The organism is Terriglobus albidus (genome assembly GCF_008000815.1).
In the GTDB taxonomy this organism is placed as follows: domain Bacteria; phylum Acidobacteriota; class Terriglobia; order Terriglobales; family Acidobacteriaceae; genus Terriglobus; species Terriglobus albidus_A.
The window spans coordinates 2,111,083-2,129,261 of the sequence record NZ_CP042806.1 but is presented as its reverse complement, the minus strand read 5'-3'; the positions used below and the strand labels follow the sequence as shown (position 1 = coordinate 2,129,261).

The 18,179-nt window shown below is 57.9% G+C and carries 15 protein-coding genes; 4 read left to right on the top strand and 11 right to left on the bottom strand.

Annotated features, from left to right (window positions below; translation table 11 throughout):
• Positions 1 to 510: 510 nt before the first annotated feature.
• From FTW19_RS08570 to FTW19_RS08555, 4 genes are all read right to left on the bottom strand, one after another.
• Positions 511 to 1,239: an MIP/aquaporin family protein gene (locus FTW19_RS08570; RefSeq protein WP_147647228.1), complete on the bottom strand. Its 729-nt coding sequence runs from the start codon at positions 1,237 to 1,239 to the stop codon at positions 511 to 513.
• On the bottom strand, positions 1,239 to 2,747 hold the full coding sequence (glpK, locus tag FTW19_RS08565; RefSeq protein WP_246153648.1) for a glycerol kinase GlpK: 1,509 nt from the start codon (positions 2,745 to 2,747) through the stop codon (positions 1,239 to 1,241). The genes FTW19_RS08570 and glpK overlap by 1 nt, the downstream gene beginning before the upstream one ends.
• Positions 2,748 to 3,011: 264 nt before the next feature.
• Positions 3,012 to 4,898, bottom strand: a complete 1,887-nt coding sequence (gene dxs, locus FTW19_RS08560) for a 1-deoxy-D-xylulose-5-phosphate synthase (protein WP_147647227.1) — start codon at positions 4,896 to 4,898, stop codon at positions 3,012 to 3,014.
• A gap of 32 nt (positions 4,899 to 4,930) precedes the next feature.
• Positions 4,931 to 6,277 carry a dicarboxylate/amino acid:cation symporter gene (locus FTW19_RS08555; RefSeq protein ID WP_246153647.1) on the bottom strand — a complete coding sequence of 449 codons (1,347 nt, stop codon included), beginning with the start codon at positions 6,275 to 6,277 and terminating at the stop codon, positions 4,931 to 4,933.
• A 57-nt stretch (positions 6,278 to 6,334) separates the two neighbouring features.
• Between FTW19_RS08555 and FTW19_RS08550 the strand changes: the two genes are divergently transcribed.
• Positions 6,335 to 6,895 (top strand): YybH family protein, encoded by a 561-nt coding sequence (locus FTW19_RS08550; RefSeq protein ID WP_147647225.1) that lies wholly within the window; start codon positions 6,335 to 6,337, stop codon positions 6,893 to 6,895.
• 130 nt (positions 6,896 to 7,025) lie between these two features.
• Here the strand turns inward: FTW19_RS08550 and FTW19_RS08545 are convergent, their stop codons facing one another.
• The 3 genes from FTW19_RS08545 to acs form a co-directional block, all read right to left on the bottom strand.
• Complete coding sequence (locus FTW19_RS08545; protein ID WP_147647224.1) at positions 7,026 to 9,401, bottom strand: PAS domain S-box protein; 2,376 nt, start codon at positions 9,399 to 9,401, stop codon at positions 7,026 to 7,028.
• Positions 9,402 to 9,606: 205 nt separating this feature from the next.
• Entirely contained in the window at positions 9,607 to 10,209 is a 603-nt protein-coding gene (locus tag FTW19_RS08540) for a hypothetical protein (protein ID WP_147647223.1), read from the bottom strand.
• A 117-nt stretch (positions 10,210 to 10,326) separates the two neighbouring features.
• Complete coding sequence (acs, locus tag FTW19_RS08535) at positions 10,327 to 12,285, bottom strand: acetate--CoA ligase (protein WP_147647222.1); 1,959 nt, start codon at positions 12,283 to 12,285, stop codon at positions 10,327 to 10,329.
• Positions 12,286 to 12,352: 67 nt separating this feature from the next.
• Between acs and FTW19_RS08530 the strand changes: the two genes are divergently transcribed.
• The gene (locus FTW19_RS08530; RefSeq protein WP_147647221.1) at positions 12,353 to 12,541 is read left to right on the top strand and encodes a hypothetical protein; all 189 of its coding nucleotides are present in this window, start codon (positions 12,353 to 12,355) and stop codon (positions 12,539 to 12,541) included.
• A gap of 10 nt (positions 12,542 to 12,551) precedes the next feature.
• Here FTW19_RS08530 and FTW19_RS08525 read toward each other — a convergent pair whose 3' ends face one another.
• On the bottom strand, positions 12,552 to 13,133 hold the full coding sequence (locus FTW19_RS08525; RefSeq protein ID WP_147647220.1) for a DUF421 domain-containing protein: 582 nt from the start codon (positions 13,131 to 13,133) through the stop codon (positions 12,552 to 12,554).
• Positions 13,134 to 13,150: 17 nt separating this feature from the next.
• Between FTW19_RS08525 and FTW19_RS08520 the strand changes: the two genes are divergently transcribed.
• Both FTW19_RS08520 and FTW19_RS08515 read left to right on the top strand, forming a co-directional pair.
• Positions 13,151 to 13,336: a hypothetical protein gene (locus tag FTW19_RS08520; protein WP_147647219.1), complete on the top strand. Its 186-nt coding sequence runs from the start codon at positions 13,151 to 13,153 to the stop codon at positions 13,334 to 13,336.
• A complete protein-coding gene (locus FTW19_RS08515) occupies positions 13,333 to 13,929 on the top strand; it encodes an outer membrane protein (RefSeq protein ID WP_246153646.1) in 597 nt (198 codons plus the stop codon). The genes FTW19_RS08520 and FTW19_RS08515 overlap by 4 nt, the downstream gene beginning before the upstream one ends.
• 90 nt (positions 13,930 to 14,019) lie before the next feature.
• On the opposite strand, the gene FTW19_RS08510 is transcribed toward FTW19_RS08515, so the two are convergent.
• The 3 genes from FTW19_RS08510 to FTW19_RS08500 all read right to left on the bottom strand — a co-directional run bounded on the left by FTW19_RS08510 (position 14,020) and on the right by FTW19_RS08500 (position 17,848).
• Positions 14,020 to 14,610, bottom strand: a complete 591-nt coding sequence (locus tag FTW19_RS08510; protein ID WP_187143377.1) for an outer membrane beta-barrel protein — start codon at positions 14,608 to 14,610, stop codon at positions 14,020 to 14,022.
• A gap of 102 nt (positions 14,611 to 14,712) precedes the next feature.
• Positions 14,713 to 16,626 (bottom strand): hypothetical protein, encoded by a 1,914-nt coding sequence (locus tag FTW19_RS25765; RefSeq protein ID WP_222705547.1) that lies wholly within the window; start codon positions 16,624 to 16,626, stop codon positions 14,713 to 14,715.
• Positions 16,627 to 16,741: 115 nt separating this feature from the next.
• Complete coding sequence (locus FTW19_RS08500) at positions 16,742 to 17,848, bottom strand: energy transducer TonB (protein ID WP_147647217.1); 1,107 nt, start codon at positions 17,846 to 17,848, stop codon at positions 16,742 to 16,744.
• Positions 17,849 to 18,179 lie beyond the last annotated feature (331 nt).

The following is an 18,179-nucleotide window of genomic DNA, read 5'->3' as shown; positions in this document are numbered from 1 at the left end:
AGCACTAGACAAAAGCAAGCTTTTCAGAAGTACGCCCGCAGAAAGCTTGGAGAATGCGCAAAATACATCGAGTCCTATTGCCAAAATGAGGCATAGCAGCGAATAAGGTTTCCCGTGCCGAATATGGTGCCCAGCACCACCCAGGAAGTACTGGCGCCGCATCCATAGCCCAGCACACAGGAATATCGTCGCCGCTACGAGATGGGCGAAAATAAAGATCAGGAGAACTAAGACAGCCACTTGGTGGTTCCCCCTGTTGTGGTGACATTTTGTGCCGTGGCTAGCGTTGAACCGATGCAGAATATAAGCACAAATAGGATCAGCTTTCCGCGCATACTTCTCGTCCTCCGGAACTGCTTTTGTGGATTGAGCAGTAACGCAAAAAGTTCTCTCAGCAAATTGATTTGCGAATATCCACCCATCGCGTTATCACCCCAACGAACAAGTTCGTCGGGCCCCCGATATGCGATGGATGGGGCACCCAGAGCTTGGGCAGTTCAAAACCAGCAACTAGATCCCCAGGCAGCGGAAGGCCAGCCCCATGACAATCGCGCCGAGAATCGGTCCAGCGATCGGCACCCACGCATAAGACCAGTCGGAGCTTCCCTTGCCCGCGACCGGTAAAAGCTGATGCATTAGCCGTGGACCGAAGTCGCGAGCGGGGTTGATGGCATACCCTGTCACTCCACCGAGCGAAAGTCCAATAGCCCAAACCAGAATCGCTACCAGGTATGGCGCCAGGCCCGGAGCGGGACCGGAGACTGCAAGAAGCTTCGATCCGATGCACTCAATCACCAGCAGCAGCACGCTGGTCGCGATCATCTCCTGCATCATGTTCAGCCACGGCTTACGTACCGAAGGAGAGGTGCAGAAGACCGCCCGCTTCAGTCCCTGGTCTTCCGTCATCGCCCAGTGCGGCAGCCAGAAAAACCAATTCAACGCCGCGCCTGTCATGGCGCCAAGTATCTGTGCCAACACAAACGCCGGCACGGTGCTCCACTGGCCAGTATGCACGGCAACAGCAACAGTCACCGCAGGGTTCAGATGCGCTCCCGGAGAGCCGCACGCAATCGCCGTAATCACGCCGCAGAAGACGGCGAAACCCCATGCCGCAGTAATGGAGATCCATCCGGCGTTCTCGCTCTTCGTGCCCTTCAGCACTACACCGGCGACGACACCTTCGCCCATCAGGATCAGAACTGCCGTACCAATAAACTCACCGAAAAACGGAGAAAGCATCAACCCTCCACCCATGCGAAGGTCCGTGTCACAGCCTTCTTCCAGGTCTTAAAGAGATCCTCGCGCTCGGCGGCATCCATCTGCGGTTTCCAGGTCCGGTCTGCTTCCCAGTTCTGGAGCAACTCGTCTGTGCCACTGAAGTATCCGGAGGCGAGCCCGCCTGCATAGGCTGCGCCCAACGCCGTCGTCTCGCGCATTGCGGGACGGATCACGGCCTTATCGAGGATATCGGCCTGGAACTGCATCAGCAGTTCGTTGGCCACCATCCCGCCGTCAGTACGAAGCTGCGTGAGCTGAATCCCAGAGTCCTGCTCCATCGCCTCCACTACCTCTCGCGTTTGGAAAGCGGTAGCTTCCAGCACAGCACGGGCGAGGTGTCCCTTATTGGCGAAGCGTGTCAGACCGGCGATCACACCGCGAGCATCGTCTTTCCAGTACGGCGCATACAGACCGCTGAACGCCGGCACAAAGTAGACGCCGCCGTTATCATTCACTGTCTGCGCCAGCGGCTCAATCTGGTCGCTGCTGGAGATGATGCCGAGATTATCGCGAAGCCACTGCACCAGCGCTCCTGCAATCGCGATCGATCCTTCCAGTGCATAGACCGGCGGTTTGTCGCCGAACTTATACGCCATTGTCGTCAGCAGGCCATGCGTTGAGGGCTTGCGTTCCTCGCCGGTATTCATCAGCAGGAAACAACCTGTGCCGTAGGTATTCTTCACCTCACCCGGAGAGAAGCAGGTCTGACCCACCAGGGCCGCGTGCTGATCACCGAGGATGCCGCAGATTCCTACGCCCTCCAGACTGGTGCGATGCAGGTTGCCGAAGTGCTCGCTCGATGACTTGATCTGCGGAAGCATCTGCTTTGGGATATCGAGAGCGGCGAGAATGCCCTCATCCCAATTCAGCGTGGCAAGGTTCATCAACTGCGTGCGGCTGGCGTTGGTGACATCGGTCGCGTGAACGCCACCGTGGACACCGCCCGTCAGGTTCCAGAGCATGTAGCTGTCGATAGTGCCGAAAAGCAGGTTGCCTGCTTCGGCCTCCTCGCGGGCGCCCTTCACGTTATCGAGAATCCACTTCAGCTTGAGGCCGGAGAAGTACGTGGTCAACGGTAGACCGGTCTGCTCGCGGAAGCGGTCCTTGCCGCCCTCCGCCGAAAGACGCGTGACCATGTCGGCAACACGGGTGTCTTGCCAGACGATGGCGTTGTAGACCGGAAGGCCGGTATTGCGGTTCCAGACAACAGTCGTCTCACGCTGATTGGTGATGCCGATGCAGGAGAAGTCCTTCGGCCGAAGACCGCGGGCATCTACCGCCTCATCGACGACTTCAAGCGTGCGGCGCCAGATCTCGAGCGGATCATGCTCGACCCATCCTGGCCGCGGATAGATCTGCTCGTGTTCCTTCTGTGCCACGGAGACGATGCGTCCCCGGCGGTCAAAGACCATAAATCGTGTGCTGGTGGTGCCCTGATCCAGGGCTCCGATATATCCGGCAGGCTGCAAAACTGTTCTCCCCAAGAGCCGTCTCTTTGTATCGTGTTCGACTATCAGGAAGCAACATGTGATTACGTCTGGGAACTGTCGGGCAGAATTTTGTTTGTCATTTCGCGACCGGGATTCCCCGACCAGCGAAGCTGGTCGGGATGAAGGGGAGTGGAGAAATCTGCTTGTAGCGCAAGATACGGAGACATGGGTAGAGAAGCAGATTTCTCCGCTCCCTCCCGTCGCTACGAAATGACAAAGAAAAAGATTGTGCCTCGCTAAAACCTAGTGGGCCACCAAACGGCTCTGCGCGATTGCATCGAGGAAAGGACGCGCCTGCTTCATCGCGGCCTCCACGGTGATGCCGTACTTCTCACGCAACGCATCGACCTTGCCATGCTCGATGAACTCGTCGGGCCAGCCGATACGAATGACCGGCACCTGCAGCTCCAGCGAATTCAGAGCCTCCAGTACCGCTGACCCAAAGCCTCCGGCAAGCACGTGATCTTCGAAGGTGACGATCAGACCGCACTGGCGCGCATAGGCGGCGATGCATTCGCGATCGACTGGCTTGGCAAAACGCGGATTGATCACCGCAGCGGAGAGTCCTTCGGCGGCAAGACGGTCACTCATCGTCACGGCCAGCGGCAACAATGCGCCCAGGCCGAAGATCGCCACGTCGTGACCATCGCGAATCACCTCAGCCTTGCCGATCTCCAACGCAACCGGCTTCTCCTTCACTGCAACGCCCGGTCCAATACCACGCGGATAGCGAATCGCCGACGGCGCATCATAGAGCATCGCGGTGTACATCATGTCCGCCAGCTCATCCTCATCCTTCGGCACCATATGCACAATGTTTGGAACACCGCGCAGATAGCTGATGTCGAACAGACCATGATGTGTCGGGCCGTCATCACCCGAAAGTCCGCCACGATCCATGCAGAAGACCACCGGCAGATTCTGCAGGCAGACATCGTGCACAATGGGATCGAAGGCGCGCTGCAGGAAGGTGGAGTAGATAGCACAGAAGGGCTTATAACCCTTGGTAGCCATACCGGCAGCGAAGATCACCGCGTGCTCTTCCGCAATACCGACATCAAAGTAGCGCTTCGGATGATGCGGCCGGAAGAGATCGAGCGCCGTTCCATTAGGCATCGCCGCGGTAATGGCAACGACCCTGTCGTTGCTGTCGGCAAGCTTTGTCAGCGACTCGGCAAAGATCTCTGAATATGTCTTCTGTCCCGTCGGCTTAGTCTCGCCGGTCTCAGGATCGTACGGCCCCAGGCCGTGGAACTTCTTCTGCTTCTCGAGCGCGGGCTGGAAGCCGCGGCCCTTCTGGGTAATCGCATGCAGCAGTACCGGCTTGTTCTGCTGCTTGAGGAATTTGAAGGTCTCAATCAACAGGGGAAGGTCGTGGCCATCGATCGGTCCAAAGTAGTTCAGGCCAAACTCTTCAAAGAGCATGCCGGGACCGATAAGCCCCTTCGCTGCGCCCTCAGCCTTCTGTGCTACATGCTTTGCCGCTTTACCACCGATGCGCTCAATCAGGTCGACGGCGCGATCATGCCAGGTAACGAAGGTCGGGTTGGTGACGATCTTGTGGAAATAGGAAGCAATCGCGCCGACGTTGCGATCGATCGACCAGGCGTTATCGTTCAGCACCACAATCAGCCGCTTTGTGGATGAGGCGATATTGTTCAGCGCCTCCATGGTGATGCCATTCGTGAAAGCGGCATCCCCGGCCAGAGCGATGATGTGCTCGTCGCCACCATTCATATCGCGCGCTACAGCCATGCCCAGCGCAGCCGAGAGCGCCGTGCCTGCATGCCCTGCGCCGAAGCTGTCATGCTCACTCTCGGTGCGCAGCATGAACCCGTTCAGACCATCCGGCTGGCGGATGGTCTCGAACCGATCGGCGCGGCCGGTCAACAACTTATGGACATAGGCCTGGTGCGATACGTCGAAGACAAAGCTGTCGTGCGGTGTATCGAAGACATAATGCATGGCGATGGTGAGTTCCACCACACCAAGGTTCGGCCCGATATGGCCGCCAGTCCTTGAGACACCAACGATAAGCCGTTCGCGGATCTCCTCTGCCAGAAGAGAGAGTTCGGGGATAGAAAGTTTTTTTACGTCCGCAGGCGAATGTATCTGTTGAAGCAGGCTCATTATTATGGTTCGACGGCAATTGGCCGCCGGGGTTACTCTTCAGTATACGCCGGTAGTTCCCCCTCCCAGCGGGCAATTACGGCACACGCCAGGCAGTTCCCGATAACGTTCAGGGAGGTGCGTCCCATATCCATCACCGCATCTACCCCAAGCAGCACCAGCATCGGCTCCAGAGGCAGATTGAACGTGGTGGCAGTTGCCATCAGCACCACCAGGACGGCACGCGGCACACCGGCTATACCTTTGCTGGTGAGAACCAGCATGGCCAGCATCATCGCCTGTTCGCCCCAGCCCATGTGGATATTCGCCGACTGCGCCACAAACAACGAAGCCATCGCCAGGTAGAGAGCAGAACCATCAAGGTTGAAGCTGTATCCCGCTGGAATCACAAAGGCAACCACGCGCCGAGGAATGCCGAACTGCTCCATGTTTTCCATGGCCGTCGGCAGGGCCGCCTCCGAGGTTGCGGTCGCAAAAGCGATGGTCGCAGGTTCTGCGACAAACTCCACAAACCGGCGCAACGGAATCTTTGCCCACAAGGCAATCGGCACCAGGATGAGCAGAATAAACGCTATCAGCGAGATGTACAGAGTGAGCAGCAGCTTGCCGAGCGGCAGAAGAACGCTCGCTCCCATGTGCCCAATGGTGTACGCCATCGCGGCGCCCACCGCCACCGGGGCCAGATACATCACGATACCGGTGAAGCGGAACATCACTTCAGCAAACGACTCCATGAGGCGGACCAACGGCGTACGTTTTTCCTCAGGCAGCAGTGCCAGCGCAATTCCGAAGATCGTGGCAAAGACTGCAACCTGCAGGATCTGCCCCTCGGCAATCGATTTGGCGATGTTCTCCGGAACGACGTGGACCAGGAAGTCCTGCCAGTGCATCGGAGCCGCCGGCGGCAACGTTCCGCTGGCAGCAGGCAGCGTCAATCCCACGCCCGCCTTGCTGATATTGATCGCAGCCATACCGATGGCGAGTGCAAAGGTCGTTACCACCTCGAAGTAGATCAGCGCCTTCACACCCATGCGGCCCACCTGCTTCAACTCGCCATGACCGGCGATGCCGTTGATGAGGGAGGCAAGAATCAAGGGGGCGACGATCGTCTTAATGAGACGTAAAAAAATATCCGAGAGAAATTTCAGGTTCGCCGAAAAAACCGGAGCATCATGGCCCAGCTCGCCGCCGGCGAGCATCGCAAAAAAGATCCATGGAGTCAGTGAACGGCTTTTCCAGGCGAAGATGGCGAAAAGGCCGAGCCCGAGCAGACGACACGCCTCTTCCAGCGTTAAAAGAGAAGGAGAGACGGTTGCAAGACTGGCCGCCGCCGCGGCAGCAAAAAGAGTCACACCGCCCACGGCCAGTGCTTGTTGCATTTTTGGAAGAGCCATCGTGCGGAGCATATCATCTGTCTCGAAGAGAGGTTTCTGGAGATGCGTCGATCATTCCTTCTGCTTTGGGTGGCCGTGACCGCCGTGGCTACCCACGCTGCCACCGCGCAACTGGGCTTCGGGCAGAACAATCAGCCGAACCAGCAGGCGCAAAGCCCCTTGACAACGCCGACCCTGTCACCGGGAGTGGTCTTCCTGATGGAGCTGGAAGGCCGCTTCAATCAAGCCGTCGAGAAGGGCGGCGGCAAAGCCTTCGCGAGCTGGTTCGCCGATGATGCCGTGATATTGAACAACGGACGTGCCGCTACCTTCGGCAAGCTTGCGATTGGCGAGCAGGCAACGTGGGACCCTAAGGACTATCAGCTAACCTGGCAGCCCCAGGGCGCGCAGATGGGCCCAAGCGGCGACATGGGTTTTACCTGGGGACATTACGAAGGGCACTCCAAAGATAAGAACGGCCAGCCCATCGTTGTGGAAGGCCGCTACATCACCATCTGGAAAAAGATCAACGGCGAATGGAAGGTCGCGATGGATGCAAGTGCCAACGATGCGCCTATCGCCGGCGAGTGCTGCGCGTTGCCCAAGCCGGGCAACGCAAAGTAAGCGCTAGAGCGCGTTTCCTAAAGTTCGCGCCATAAACGGTGAAGGGTGTTGCTGTCCGAAGCATTGAAAATGCTGGGCTTTCACTTGGTTCAGGATGACATCATTTTGATGCGAATCTCAGAGATATGCGTCATCGCAGATTGCTGCTGGGCCGGCTGGGCAACGTGAAATAGAACGTCGATCCCCGTCCCAGCTCGCTCTCCACCCAGATCTCACCGCCATGCTGTTGCACGATGGATTTGCAGATGGCCAACCCCAGGCCGGTTCCTCCCTTAGCCCGAGAATCCGAAGCATCCACCTGCTGAAAGCGCTCGAAGATCAGATCCAGCTTATCCGCGGGAATACCACGACCCTGATCGTGAACAGCGACGCAAACCTCACCATCCGCTTCATACGTGGCAGCAAGAAATATTTCACTTTCCGCAGGCGAAAACTTGATGGCATTGGAGATCAGGTTCGTCAGCAACTGCAGTATGCGATCCGGATCAGCCCAGGCAAAAACATTCTCTGCTTGAAAGCGGAATCCAATCCCTGCCTTTGCTGCCGATGTCTGCTGCAGCTCCGCGGCACGATGACACAAGTCGCCGACGGACACGTTGGACTGATGCAGTTCTGCCTTGCCGCTACCAATACGTTCCAACTCCAGAATGTCGTTGACGAGATTGATCAGCCGGTCCGTGTTGCCGACGGCGATATCCAGCATCTGCTGCGCTTTTTCCGGTCGAGACGTTAGCACGCCGCTGGCGACCATCCCCAGTGCCGCGCGCAGTGACGTAAGCGGCGTACGCAATTCGTGCGAGACGGTCGAGACAAACTCGTCCTTCATCTGGTCGAGTTCGCGCCGCGCGGTGGTATCAGTGAACGCTACCACGACACCGACGGCCTCGCCTTCATCCAGCAACGGCGTTGCGACGTAATCCACTGGAACGTGTGTGCCGTCCTTCTGCCAGAAGATCTCGTCGCTGACACGAACCGGCTCTGAGAGATGGACCGCTTCCTGGATCTTCGATCCCTCCGCCGGCTCGGGAGATCCATCCACACGGGTATGGTGGATGGTTTCATGCAGGTTTCGTCCGAGCAGATCCTGCGGCTTGTAGCCGAGAATCTGCGCTCCGGCGGGGTTGACCACAGTGATTGTGCCTGCCAGATCGATACCCAGAATGCCGTCACCAACGCTGGCCAGGATCGAATCGCTCTGACGGCGCAGTGCACGCAGACGCTCTTCCGCTCGTACCTTCTCGGTAATATCCACACCGAAGCCGAGAACGTAGTACGGCCGGCCTTCAGTCTCAATCAGCCGGTTCCTGTAGGTGAGGACTCGCACTTCCTCATTACGGTGACACAAGCGCAGCTCTCCCTGGGCTTCTCCGCTGGTGCAGACCGCCTGCAGGTACGCCTCCACTGCATCCACTTCGTCGGCCGGAACAAAGTCCGCCAACGGCTTGCCCACCATCTCATCGATGCTGTATCCGAGGCTCTCCGCGCCGTAACGATTCAGGCTGATCAGCGTTCCATCCTCGGCATGGGTAAACACCATACCGAGCGAGCCCTCAATCAACTGCCGATACCTTGCTTCGCTCTCACGCAGAGTCGCCTCGGCTTCACGCTGCAAGGTAACGTCGATACCGGTGGCGATGATAAAGGCCACTTCGTTCTGTTCATCCAGCAGAGCTGTCGCGCTCCAGGCGATATGGCGCATGCTTCCATCGCGCGTCTGCCAGAAGTTCTCGAAGGTCGTGGGAAAGTTGCCGCGGGCGATGCTTTCGAAGGTCGCAATCGCGTCCTCGATGTCCTCTTCAGGAATCAGCTTCTCCCAGAGATGCTGGCCGATCAGATCCGAAACCTGGTATCCGGAGATGATCTCGCAGGCACGATTGAAGCGGACGACGCGGCCAGCTGTATCCAACACCGCAACCAGGGCTCCCACGGTATCCAGCACTGCAGAGACGAAGTTGCGCTCCACGGTAAGAGCTGTCTCCACACGCTGCCGCGTGCGGGACGCACGATCCATCGATCGCATCCGGGTGCTGAGTTCCAGACGGGTGACGATCTGGCGAGCGAGAACCTCCAACGCCTCAACCTGCTGATCGTTCAGGGCTCGCGGCACTGTGTCCAGCACACACAGCAGACCGATACGCGCTCCATCAGGAGTCGTTAGAGGGGCGCCCGCATAAAAGCGATAGGTCGCCTCTCCGAAGGCAATACCGTTCGCTCCAAAGCGCTTGTTCCGCGACAGATCGGGGATCTCATAGACGTTCGCATCCTGCAGCGTCTCATCGCCGGGAAAGGCGTTACGGGCAAGTTCCGGCGTCTCCCAGTCGGGGTGAGACTTGAACCAGATCCGATTCGTGTCCAGAAGGCCGATCGCAGCGGCCGGAGTATTGCAGATCTGCGCTGCCAGGCGCGAGATATCGTCCAGCGCCGAATCTGCCGGAGTATCGAGAATCTCGTATTGTTCGAGCGCGCGAAGCCTTAACTGCTCGTCCCGGATCAGGCTGCTCTTCATCGTTATCTAACGTTATGCATCCTAGAGCATTTCCCTGTTGCTGGGTATCCCGAAAGAGAAATGCGGCAGCGTTTTCATTGCGGAAAACGGTCATAGATGCGGAATCCCTACTGTACGCCTACAGGGAAATGCTCTACGCAAACGAAAGAGCAATGAAAACTATCAGATTTGGTGCGGCCAGAGAGGTTCGAGACTTAGGCGCGTCCTAATGCCAGGGAAGTTCGAGACGGAAGACCGTAACCGGCCGCACCGACATGACTTGACCGGGAGCGCTGCTCTCTCCGCGCTCTACAGAGAGACGGCCGAATCGGGTACTCAGCCCCAAAGCAGCAACCACTCCGTTAGCGCGGTCCAGAACACCCATCCCCATGGAGATCAGGGTTCGGGAACTGAGCCCCAGACTAAAGTCACGGACCCGCATGGAAGAGTTTTCCGGAGCCTGCGGAAAGCGCCGCAACATACCACCTGCATACGTCGGCAACTCACCTAACTGGGCAAATGCCGGATGGGCCGCAGAGACCGCAGCCTGGGATGCCGACGGGAAATAGCTCCGGCCCCCAAATCTGCGTGCGAGTGTAAACCAACGGCTCTCCCCTGTTGCGCCTGCCTTGCCGTTATAGGAAAAATCCTGACGAGCGTATGGCAGTACCAGCGAATGAGAGATATAGAGTGAGGGCTGCATCTGCAATGCCGGCTCCACCGAAAGGTCGAGTCCGTTTGCAGTTCCAGCAGCTTCAGTTGCATGCGCCATGGGAGCAGCGCACAGCAGCGCGAGGCAGACAACACGGATTGCGGTCAGCTTGATCACCAGGGGAGGTCTCTCCTTGAATATCGGTACTCTCAAGCAAATCTTGAGTGCCGATATCTGGCGTGCACCCCCTGTGATGCAGGCGGGCAGAAGAAGTCTGCCCGCCGTCCTGGAAGATTACTCGTCCTGTTCGCGCAGTTTTGCGATGACAGTGAAATCCTCGAGCGTCGTGGTGTCGCCCTTTACCTCTCCGGTGGTCGCCAGTTCACGCAGCAAACGGCGCATGATCTTACCCGATCGGGTCTTCGGCAGAGTCTGCGTAAAGCGCAGATCGTCCGGACGCGCCAGGGCGCCGATCTCCTTGGCAACCCATTTACGCAGCTCCTGCTTCAAGTCGTCTGTCGCTGTAACGTGTTCTTCCAGCGTGACAAAAGCAGAGATCGCCTGACCTTTGAGGTCATCCGGACGGCCAACGACAGCAGCCTCCGCAACAGCAGGATGGGCAACCAGCGCTGACTCGATCTCCGCCGTTCCCAGGCGATGTCCGCTGACGTTGATCACGTCGTCCACCCGGCCCATCAGCCAGAAATATCCGTCCGCGTCCCGCCGTGCCCCGTCGCCGGTGAAATACGCTCCCGGGATTTCCGACCAGTAGGCGGCAACATAACGCTCCGGGTTGCCGTAGATGGTACGCGCCATTGAGGGCCAGGGTTTACGAATGATCAGCAGACCACCGTGGCCATCCGGCACGGGTTCCCCTTCCTTGGTAACGACGGCCGCGTCGACACCAAAGAACGGCACAGTGGCCGATCCGGGTTTGGCGGCAATGGCGCCTGGAATCGGCGCAATCATATGTCCGCCGGTCTCGGTCTGCCACCAGGTGTCGGCAATGGGGCAGCGCTCATGCCCGATCTCACGATGGAACCACATCCAGGCCTCGGGATTGATGGGCTCACCTACCGTGCCCAGCAGACGCAGCGAAGCCAGCGAATATTTGCGGACCCATTCGTCGCCCCACTTGATAAATGCACGGATCGCCGTAGGGGCGGTATAGAAGATCGTCACCTTGTGACGGTCGATAATCTGCCAGAAACGGTCCGGCTCCGGCCAGTTAGGCGCGCCTTCATACATCAGCACGGTTGCGCCGTTCTGCAGCGGTCCGTAGACAACGTAGCTGTGTCCTGTAATCCAGCCGATATCGGCGGTGCAGAAGTACACATCGTCCTCCTGCAGATCGAACACATATTTGCTGGTCAGATATGTGCCCACCGCGTAGCCGCCGGTGGTATGCACCAGCCCCTTAGGCTTGCCGGTTGTTCCGGAGGTATAGAGGATGAACAGCGGATCCTCGGCATCCATGGACTCGGCCAGGCAGTTCGGCGACGCCTTCGCGGTCAGCTCATGCCACCAAAAGTCGCGGCCAGGAGTCATGGCCACCTCTGATCCCGTGCGACGATGGACGATCACGGTCCGGATCGTCGGACAGCTCTTCAATGCCTCGTCAACGATGGGCTTCAGCTTCACTTCTCCGCCGCGACGGTATCCGCCATCCTGGGTCAACACCGCAACGCAGCCGGAATCATTGATCCGGTCGACAAGAGCATGCGCTGCAAATCCGCCGAAGATCACATTGTGTACCGCACCAATGCGGGCACAGGCCAGCAGAGCAATCGCCAACTCGGGGCACATGCCCATGTAGATCGCGACGCGATCTCCCTTTTGGACGCCCGCCTCTTTCAGCATGCTGGCCGCCAACTGCACCTCGGTGAGAAGCTCGGCAAAGGTCAGGGTACGGACTTCACCCGGCTCTCCCTCCCAGATGATCGCGGGCTTCTGTGCACGGCTGCCCTGCACATGACGATCGACACAGTTGTGGCTGAGGTTCAGCTTGCCGCCGACAAACCACTTCGCCCAGGGCTGCTCCCACTCCAGGACCTTCGTCCATGGCTCGAACCAGTCGAGCTCGCGCGCCGCATCCGCCCAGAACTCCTCCGGCTGCTCGATGGAGCGGCGGTACATGGCGTCATACTGCTCTCGCGTTTTTATATGGGCCCGTGCAGCGAACTCAGCGTTCGGCGGAAAAACTCGGTTTTCTCGTAAAAGCGAATCAAAACTTGTTTCAGACACAGTCGACATGCAGCTCCTAGTGAGACCACGATTGTACTTTGTCAAAATAGCGACCGGCCACAGGTACACTCACCACATGGAATTCCATTGGGGCGCCATCTTTGGATTCATGTTCGGTTTTATGTTCGGTGTAGGCTGCGCGCTCGCGGTCATGTATTCCATCTATATGGGCGGCTATCGCGCGGCGCTTCGCGACGCCCGGCTTCCCGTACCACCCGAACGCTATCGCAAAGCCGTTGCCAAGCTTGACAGTACTCAGGGATAGTCTTTTTCCGCTACGACGATTGTCCTAACTGTGCTCGCAGCGCCGCAATCTCCTGCCGCAGGGCTTCGATGCCCTCCCTCATCTCGCGAGCGCTCTCCTCCATCGCCGAGGGCTTCTTCCCTTCCACATAAAAGGTCCCGTTGGGCTGCAGACTGCAGAGATCAACAGCTTCAAAGGAATGGAAGCCCTCTTTATGCATGACCTCCAGCAGGTCATGATCCGTCAGATGCTCCCGCTCCATCGCCTTCTTGTCCACCCGCCCGTGAAGGATCAGCACCGTCTCGTTCCCCTGTAACACGCGATCCAGATTCGGTATCCGGTACAGGGCGACACTGGTTATCCAGTTGATGGCGAGCAGGGAAAATGCCCCGATGACTCCTCCGGAAACGGAGTTATCGTCGCCGATGATGGCGTTTTGCACTGTATTGGACAGCGAAAGCAGAACCACCAGGTCGAACGGATTTAGCTGCGCCAGCTCCCGCTTGCCGAAGAGCCGCAGGAAACCGATCAGGCAGAGGTACACCAGGACGGGACGCAGAATCTTCTCGAGAAGCGTAACCGTCGAGGGCAGGTGGAACATATGTTCGAGCATGAGGAGGTCTCCAGGGCGTGTCCGCAAATTCCGGGTGGGAATTTCTGCCGCAGAATACCTCACCGCAGGTGATGAAGAATCGTCCAACCGGGGACGGCATCCGGACAGGTACAATTGTTTGCAGTGGATTGCTCTTGTCTTTTGCCGGCCAGATTCTGGCGGTGGAGTTCCGCGCGATTTTGAAGGGATTGACCGAAGCATGATGAAACGGATGTTGTTGGGTGCGCTGCTGCTGAGTGCCGGCAGCGCGATGATGGCGCAGGAGAGCCGGCAAGACATTAGCGTGAGCGCCATCGGAGTATGGCAGCCTCAGGTCAATGGAAACGGCTCCCAGCTAAATGCCAGCATGACCATGGGCGGTCTGGTCAGCTACCGCTACCTGGTAACCCCGCGCAGCGGCCTGGAAGTGAACTACTCCTTCTCGCAGTACACGGACTACTTCCGCACCAGCTTTACCCGGCCCGCGGTTCATGTCCGCCAGCAGGAGATCACAGGCGCCTACGTCTACTCCCGCAACTACGGTAACTACAACCCGTTTGTTGAGGTGGGCGTTGGCGGCTACATTATGAGCCCGATCCGCGACTTCGGTACTACCAGTCTGGATACGAAGCAGAACACGAACATCGGCGCGCTCTTCGGTGCCGGTGTTGCCTATGAGCTCAGCCCGAGCTGGGATCTGCGTGTCGCCTACCGCGCTTTCGTGCTGAAGGCGCCGAACTTCGGTCTCGACTCCGTAGCAACCCGCCGCTATACCGTCATCTCGACCCCGGCGGTCGGCTTCGCCTACCACTTCTAAACTGCTACAACCGCAGCAAAAAGCCCCTGTCTGGACAGTCCAGACAGGGGCTTTTCAGTTTCTTCTATCGACACCTTTAGGAGAAATGCTCTAGCGTTTCGTCGGATAGCGACTGTCGGAACCGAAGTGATAGGCCACGCCAAACGACATTACCTGTGGCGCGATGCCATGAGGCTGATATCCAGGCCAATCCTGATATTCGTAATCGAACACGCGAATATTGATCCGGCGATTCGCGCGGACATCCAAACCACCGCCGGCAGCCCAGATGTTGTAGGCCAAGTTCGCATAAGCAGTACTAGTTCCGGGTAGCTGAAAATTGTAGACCCCGCGTCCATACATCCCCTTGATGTACGGACGGAACAGACCATCCTTGAATGACCGGCTGTATCGAGGCCCGATCTCATACGTTTTCTCGTATTCCTTCCCAGGGTCGTCCTGATTGACCTTGTGAAACTCACCTTCAATTCCCAGGTGATGCTTCAAGTCGAGATCGAAATAGAGGTAGAACCCCTTGAATTTATCCGCGGTCGAGTCGGGTTTGGCGATCGAATAACCGCCGCCGACCTGAAGGTCAGCTCTTCGGCTCGCCGTATAAACCGACTGAGCATGTACCGCGGGCAGCGCGACAGCGAGTGAGAATAGCGCGAGAGACTTTCTGATTACCTGCAAGAAATCCAACCTTCCCTGACCCCGAACTGCCAGCAATGAGGGTCAACTAACACAACCTTTATCTCTGTCTACATAAGACGGGGGCACGAAGGCCCCCGTCTTACGAGGAAATTACTGGTTCTGGGGAGGAGTGGAGGTACCAGAAGCCGGTGCTCCATTTTGTGGAGCAGGAGCGGTTTGAGGAGCGTTTCCGGGATTTCCATCCACTGGAGCCGGTGTTGCCTGCTGCTGCACCGGTGCTGCCGTACCTGCGGCGGGCGCCGCGGCGCCGGTTGCCGGAGCGGGAGCACCTGCTGCCGGAGCAGCGGCCGGTGCTGCGGGGGCCGTGTAGTAGCTAAGCCGCAGATAAATCGGCGTCACTTCGAACGGCATCTTGTCACGCGGATTCAGAATCGGCTCCTGAGCGGCATGCAGAGTGATGACCTGGTCGGTCCAGGGGTCGAACTTCAGGAAGCTGCTCAGAGGCATGGCTGCCATCTGCTTCAGATCCTTCACGTCCAGCTTCGTTCCCTTTGCCTGCACCGCGGCCAGCCAGAAGGTCGGATCCTTGTCCTTGTCGTTCTTGATCAGCGAGTCGCCGATCATCGCCTTGTTCAGATCAGGAAGGGCCTTCACGCGCGCAGACAGCTGCTGCAAATACAACCCGAAGTAGGTCGAGGCATCCTGCAGCTCCTTGGCGTTCAACAGATCAACGGTCTTCTTGGCGGCCTCTTCGTTGTCCTTATCCGTGTGATGCATCGGGATATGGGTAAACGCCGAGGTGTCCGGGAAGAGCAGGCGATCGCTGAAGGCGTACTTGGTGTCCAGGCGATGTCCAAGGATTATGTGTGCAACCTCAAAGGCCAGGATGGCGTTCAGGTTCCCGGCCTGTTGCGCACCATCAGCTGTAATCACTGCCGTGGTATCGATCACACTCTTGCTCAGCAGTACGGTGTTTCCGACGGCCAGCGATTCCAGCGGCTCCGTCAGCAGCGTACGCACGCGGATGGGGCGCGACAGCGGAATCTGGTTATAGGCCAGAATGTTGTTGGCGAGGGCCTCGAGAGTTTTATCGAACTCGCTGGGCGCGGCCAGCAGACCGGCCTTGGTCAGACGCTCGATGACATTGTCTTCCGCCTGCTGTACCCACTCACGCTGCGCACCGAGCGGGCTGACGTCCTGAGCCTCGTTGGAGACATCCGTTGCGCCCTGCACCTCAACTGAGGTGTTCTCGACTTCCTTCTCAGGAACCTTGAGCGCGTAACCCCAGATGTGCCCAACCGCCTTGAACTTGACGATGTTGCCAGGAACCTTCGGATTGCTCTCCTCTACATAAAACGAGTTCGGCAACCAGATATCCGGCTGCACATTAGTGCGCCAGCTATCGAAGTGGTAGTACTCACTGTGCGTCGCCTGGCTGCCGTTGAAGCTGCCGTTGAAGCGAACGATGTTGCCCCCGCGACGCTCGATCCAGATGCGGCCGAAGAAGCGTCCATAGCTTCCTTTCGCGGGCTGCACATCGAACACGGTGGTCGCAACGGAACCCAGGAAGTCATTACGGACGAAGTAGAAGTTGTAGTGCTGGCGATCGAAGTCCTTGGAGTCAATCAGCAGCATCTGCATAAAGCCGGCTTCATTGAACTCCAGGTTCAGCGCCTTGCCCAGACCAGTGATAAAGCTCAACGAGTTCTTGAAGAAGCCCATCTTACCGCCGGAGCTGGTCTTGGAGGTCTCGTAGGTTCTGTCGCCAATAACCTTATTGAACTCAACACGCCCCAGGAAGTGCTGGTCGGATTCGGGCACCTGCAGCAGATCCGGATCGGGCTTCATGGTCTGGATGTAGACCTCGGTCAGCGGAGCCCGCTCTTTAAGAACCTTGATCACCTCAGCTTCGCGCGCGATGGCGCGATCAATCAACTGATTCTGTGCTGGGGTTGGCTTGGTGTATCCGGTGTCGTCTGGCTGCTTTTTCTTGCCCGGCAGAATTTTAATTGCGTGCGCGGGTGCCGCCAGCACCATCATCGAGGCGAGGGCGAGGCCTGCCATGCAAGATTTACGAAAAATCATATCTTCCTGACTCCTAGGCGGGGAAAAGCCGCTTTCTTTCAATAATGACTTCAACTACAACCATTCAAAAAATGAACAACAAAAACTGAAAGTCCTACAACATCTGAAAGCCTACGTTTACAACACCTGACCAGTCCACTGGCTGACCGTTCTGCATTGCCGGCGAGAACTTCATCGCCTGGACGACACGGAGCGCCGACTCATCCAGACCATGCCCCAGACCACTGCTGATGCCCAGCACCTGCACTGCTCCAGAGGCAGTCACGCGGACCTTTACGTAGACGGTTCCTTCCAGATGCAGCTTACGCGCCTCGTCCGTATACTCCGGCTTCGGCTTGTACAGCACCTTCGGCGGAGTCGCGGCAGATACATTTGTCGGCGCTGCCGGCTTGGGCATAGGCGGAGGCGCCGCTTGCCCCAGATTTACAGGTCCGGCAACTCGCCCGGTGGAATTCAACGGACCCGTTCCACCAGCAACTCCCAGCTTTACACCTTGCACCGGCTGCGCCGCATTGTCCTTGCCACCCAGCGTTCCGTTCGGAGATCCCGAACCAAGATTTACCTTGGTCGACGGCGGTCCCATGCCACTTCCCGGAGGCATACCAGCCATGCCGCGCTGGCCAAGGTTCACCGGACTGGTTGCTGGTCCCGTCATCGGAGCAATCGGATTGTTTGTCTGCCCAAGGGCGACAGCTGACGGATGCGTCGAATTGTTAACGACACTGGCGGCCTGGGCCTGACCGAGATTCACTTTCACTGGCGCCGGAGGCGGCTGAACCAGTTTAGGAGGAGCCGGCTGAAGCACGACGGGCTTCGGAGTTTCCATCTTGATCTCAGGCGGCTTTGGTACATCGGGCAGCTTGGTCTCAGGAATCTTAATCTTAGGGGGCGTAGGAGGAATGACTGGCGGCTTCGGAAGTGGTTTGGGTCTCGGGAGCTCCGGCTTGGGCTCAGGCTTCGGCGGCGGCGTGGAAGGAGCCGTCAACATGGTGAGCTTATGAGCTTCTGAGACCTTCTTTGCGGCTGCAGTGAGAATGAGAGCAACCACCAACAATGTCACATTGATAACAAGTGCCGAAAACAGGGAGCCCCGTCCCTGTTTCCCGGTATTCATGATTCCGAAGTGCGAAAAGGCAATGTCGTTCTGTTGCGCGGCAACCACGCGCTGGCCGGTGTATCCGGTTTGTGTCTGTCTCGCCATCGTTATTCCATCCTCAAAAATGCGCTTTCCTCGTCCTCACACTGACGCATTCTTGCGGCAACGGTCGCAGGAGCAGCAGGAACCGATTTACCAAGGGCAGGCTCAAAAGCAAGAATGCAGCAGCAAAGGCTCTAACATTACAGTCGGCTCGGCCGTGCAACAGCGAAGGAACAACTCGGGGAATTTAGCCACGAGCCGGGGGGTATACCCCTATCTTCCTGAATCGCATCGGCGAAAGCAATGAAAAAAGTCGTGAAATCAGTTCACCGCGGGATAGAACCTCCACCCATAATGTTGCTCCGCAAGGGAGTTTTCTCCACCCGGCTTGTCC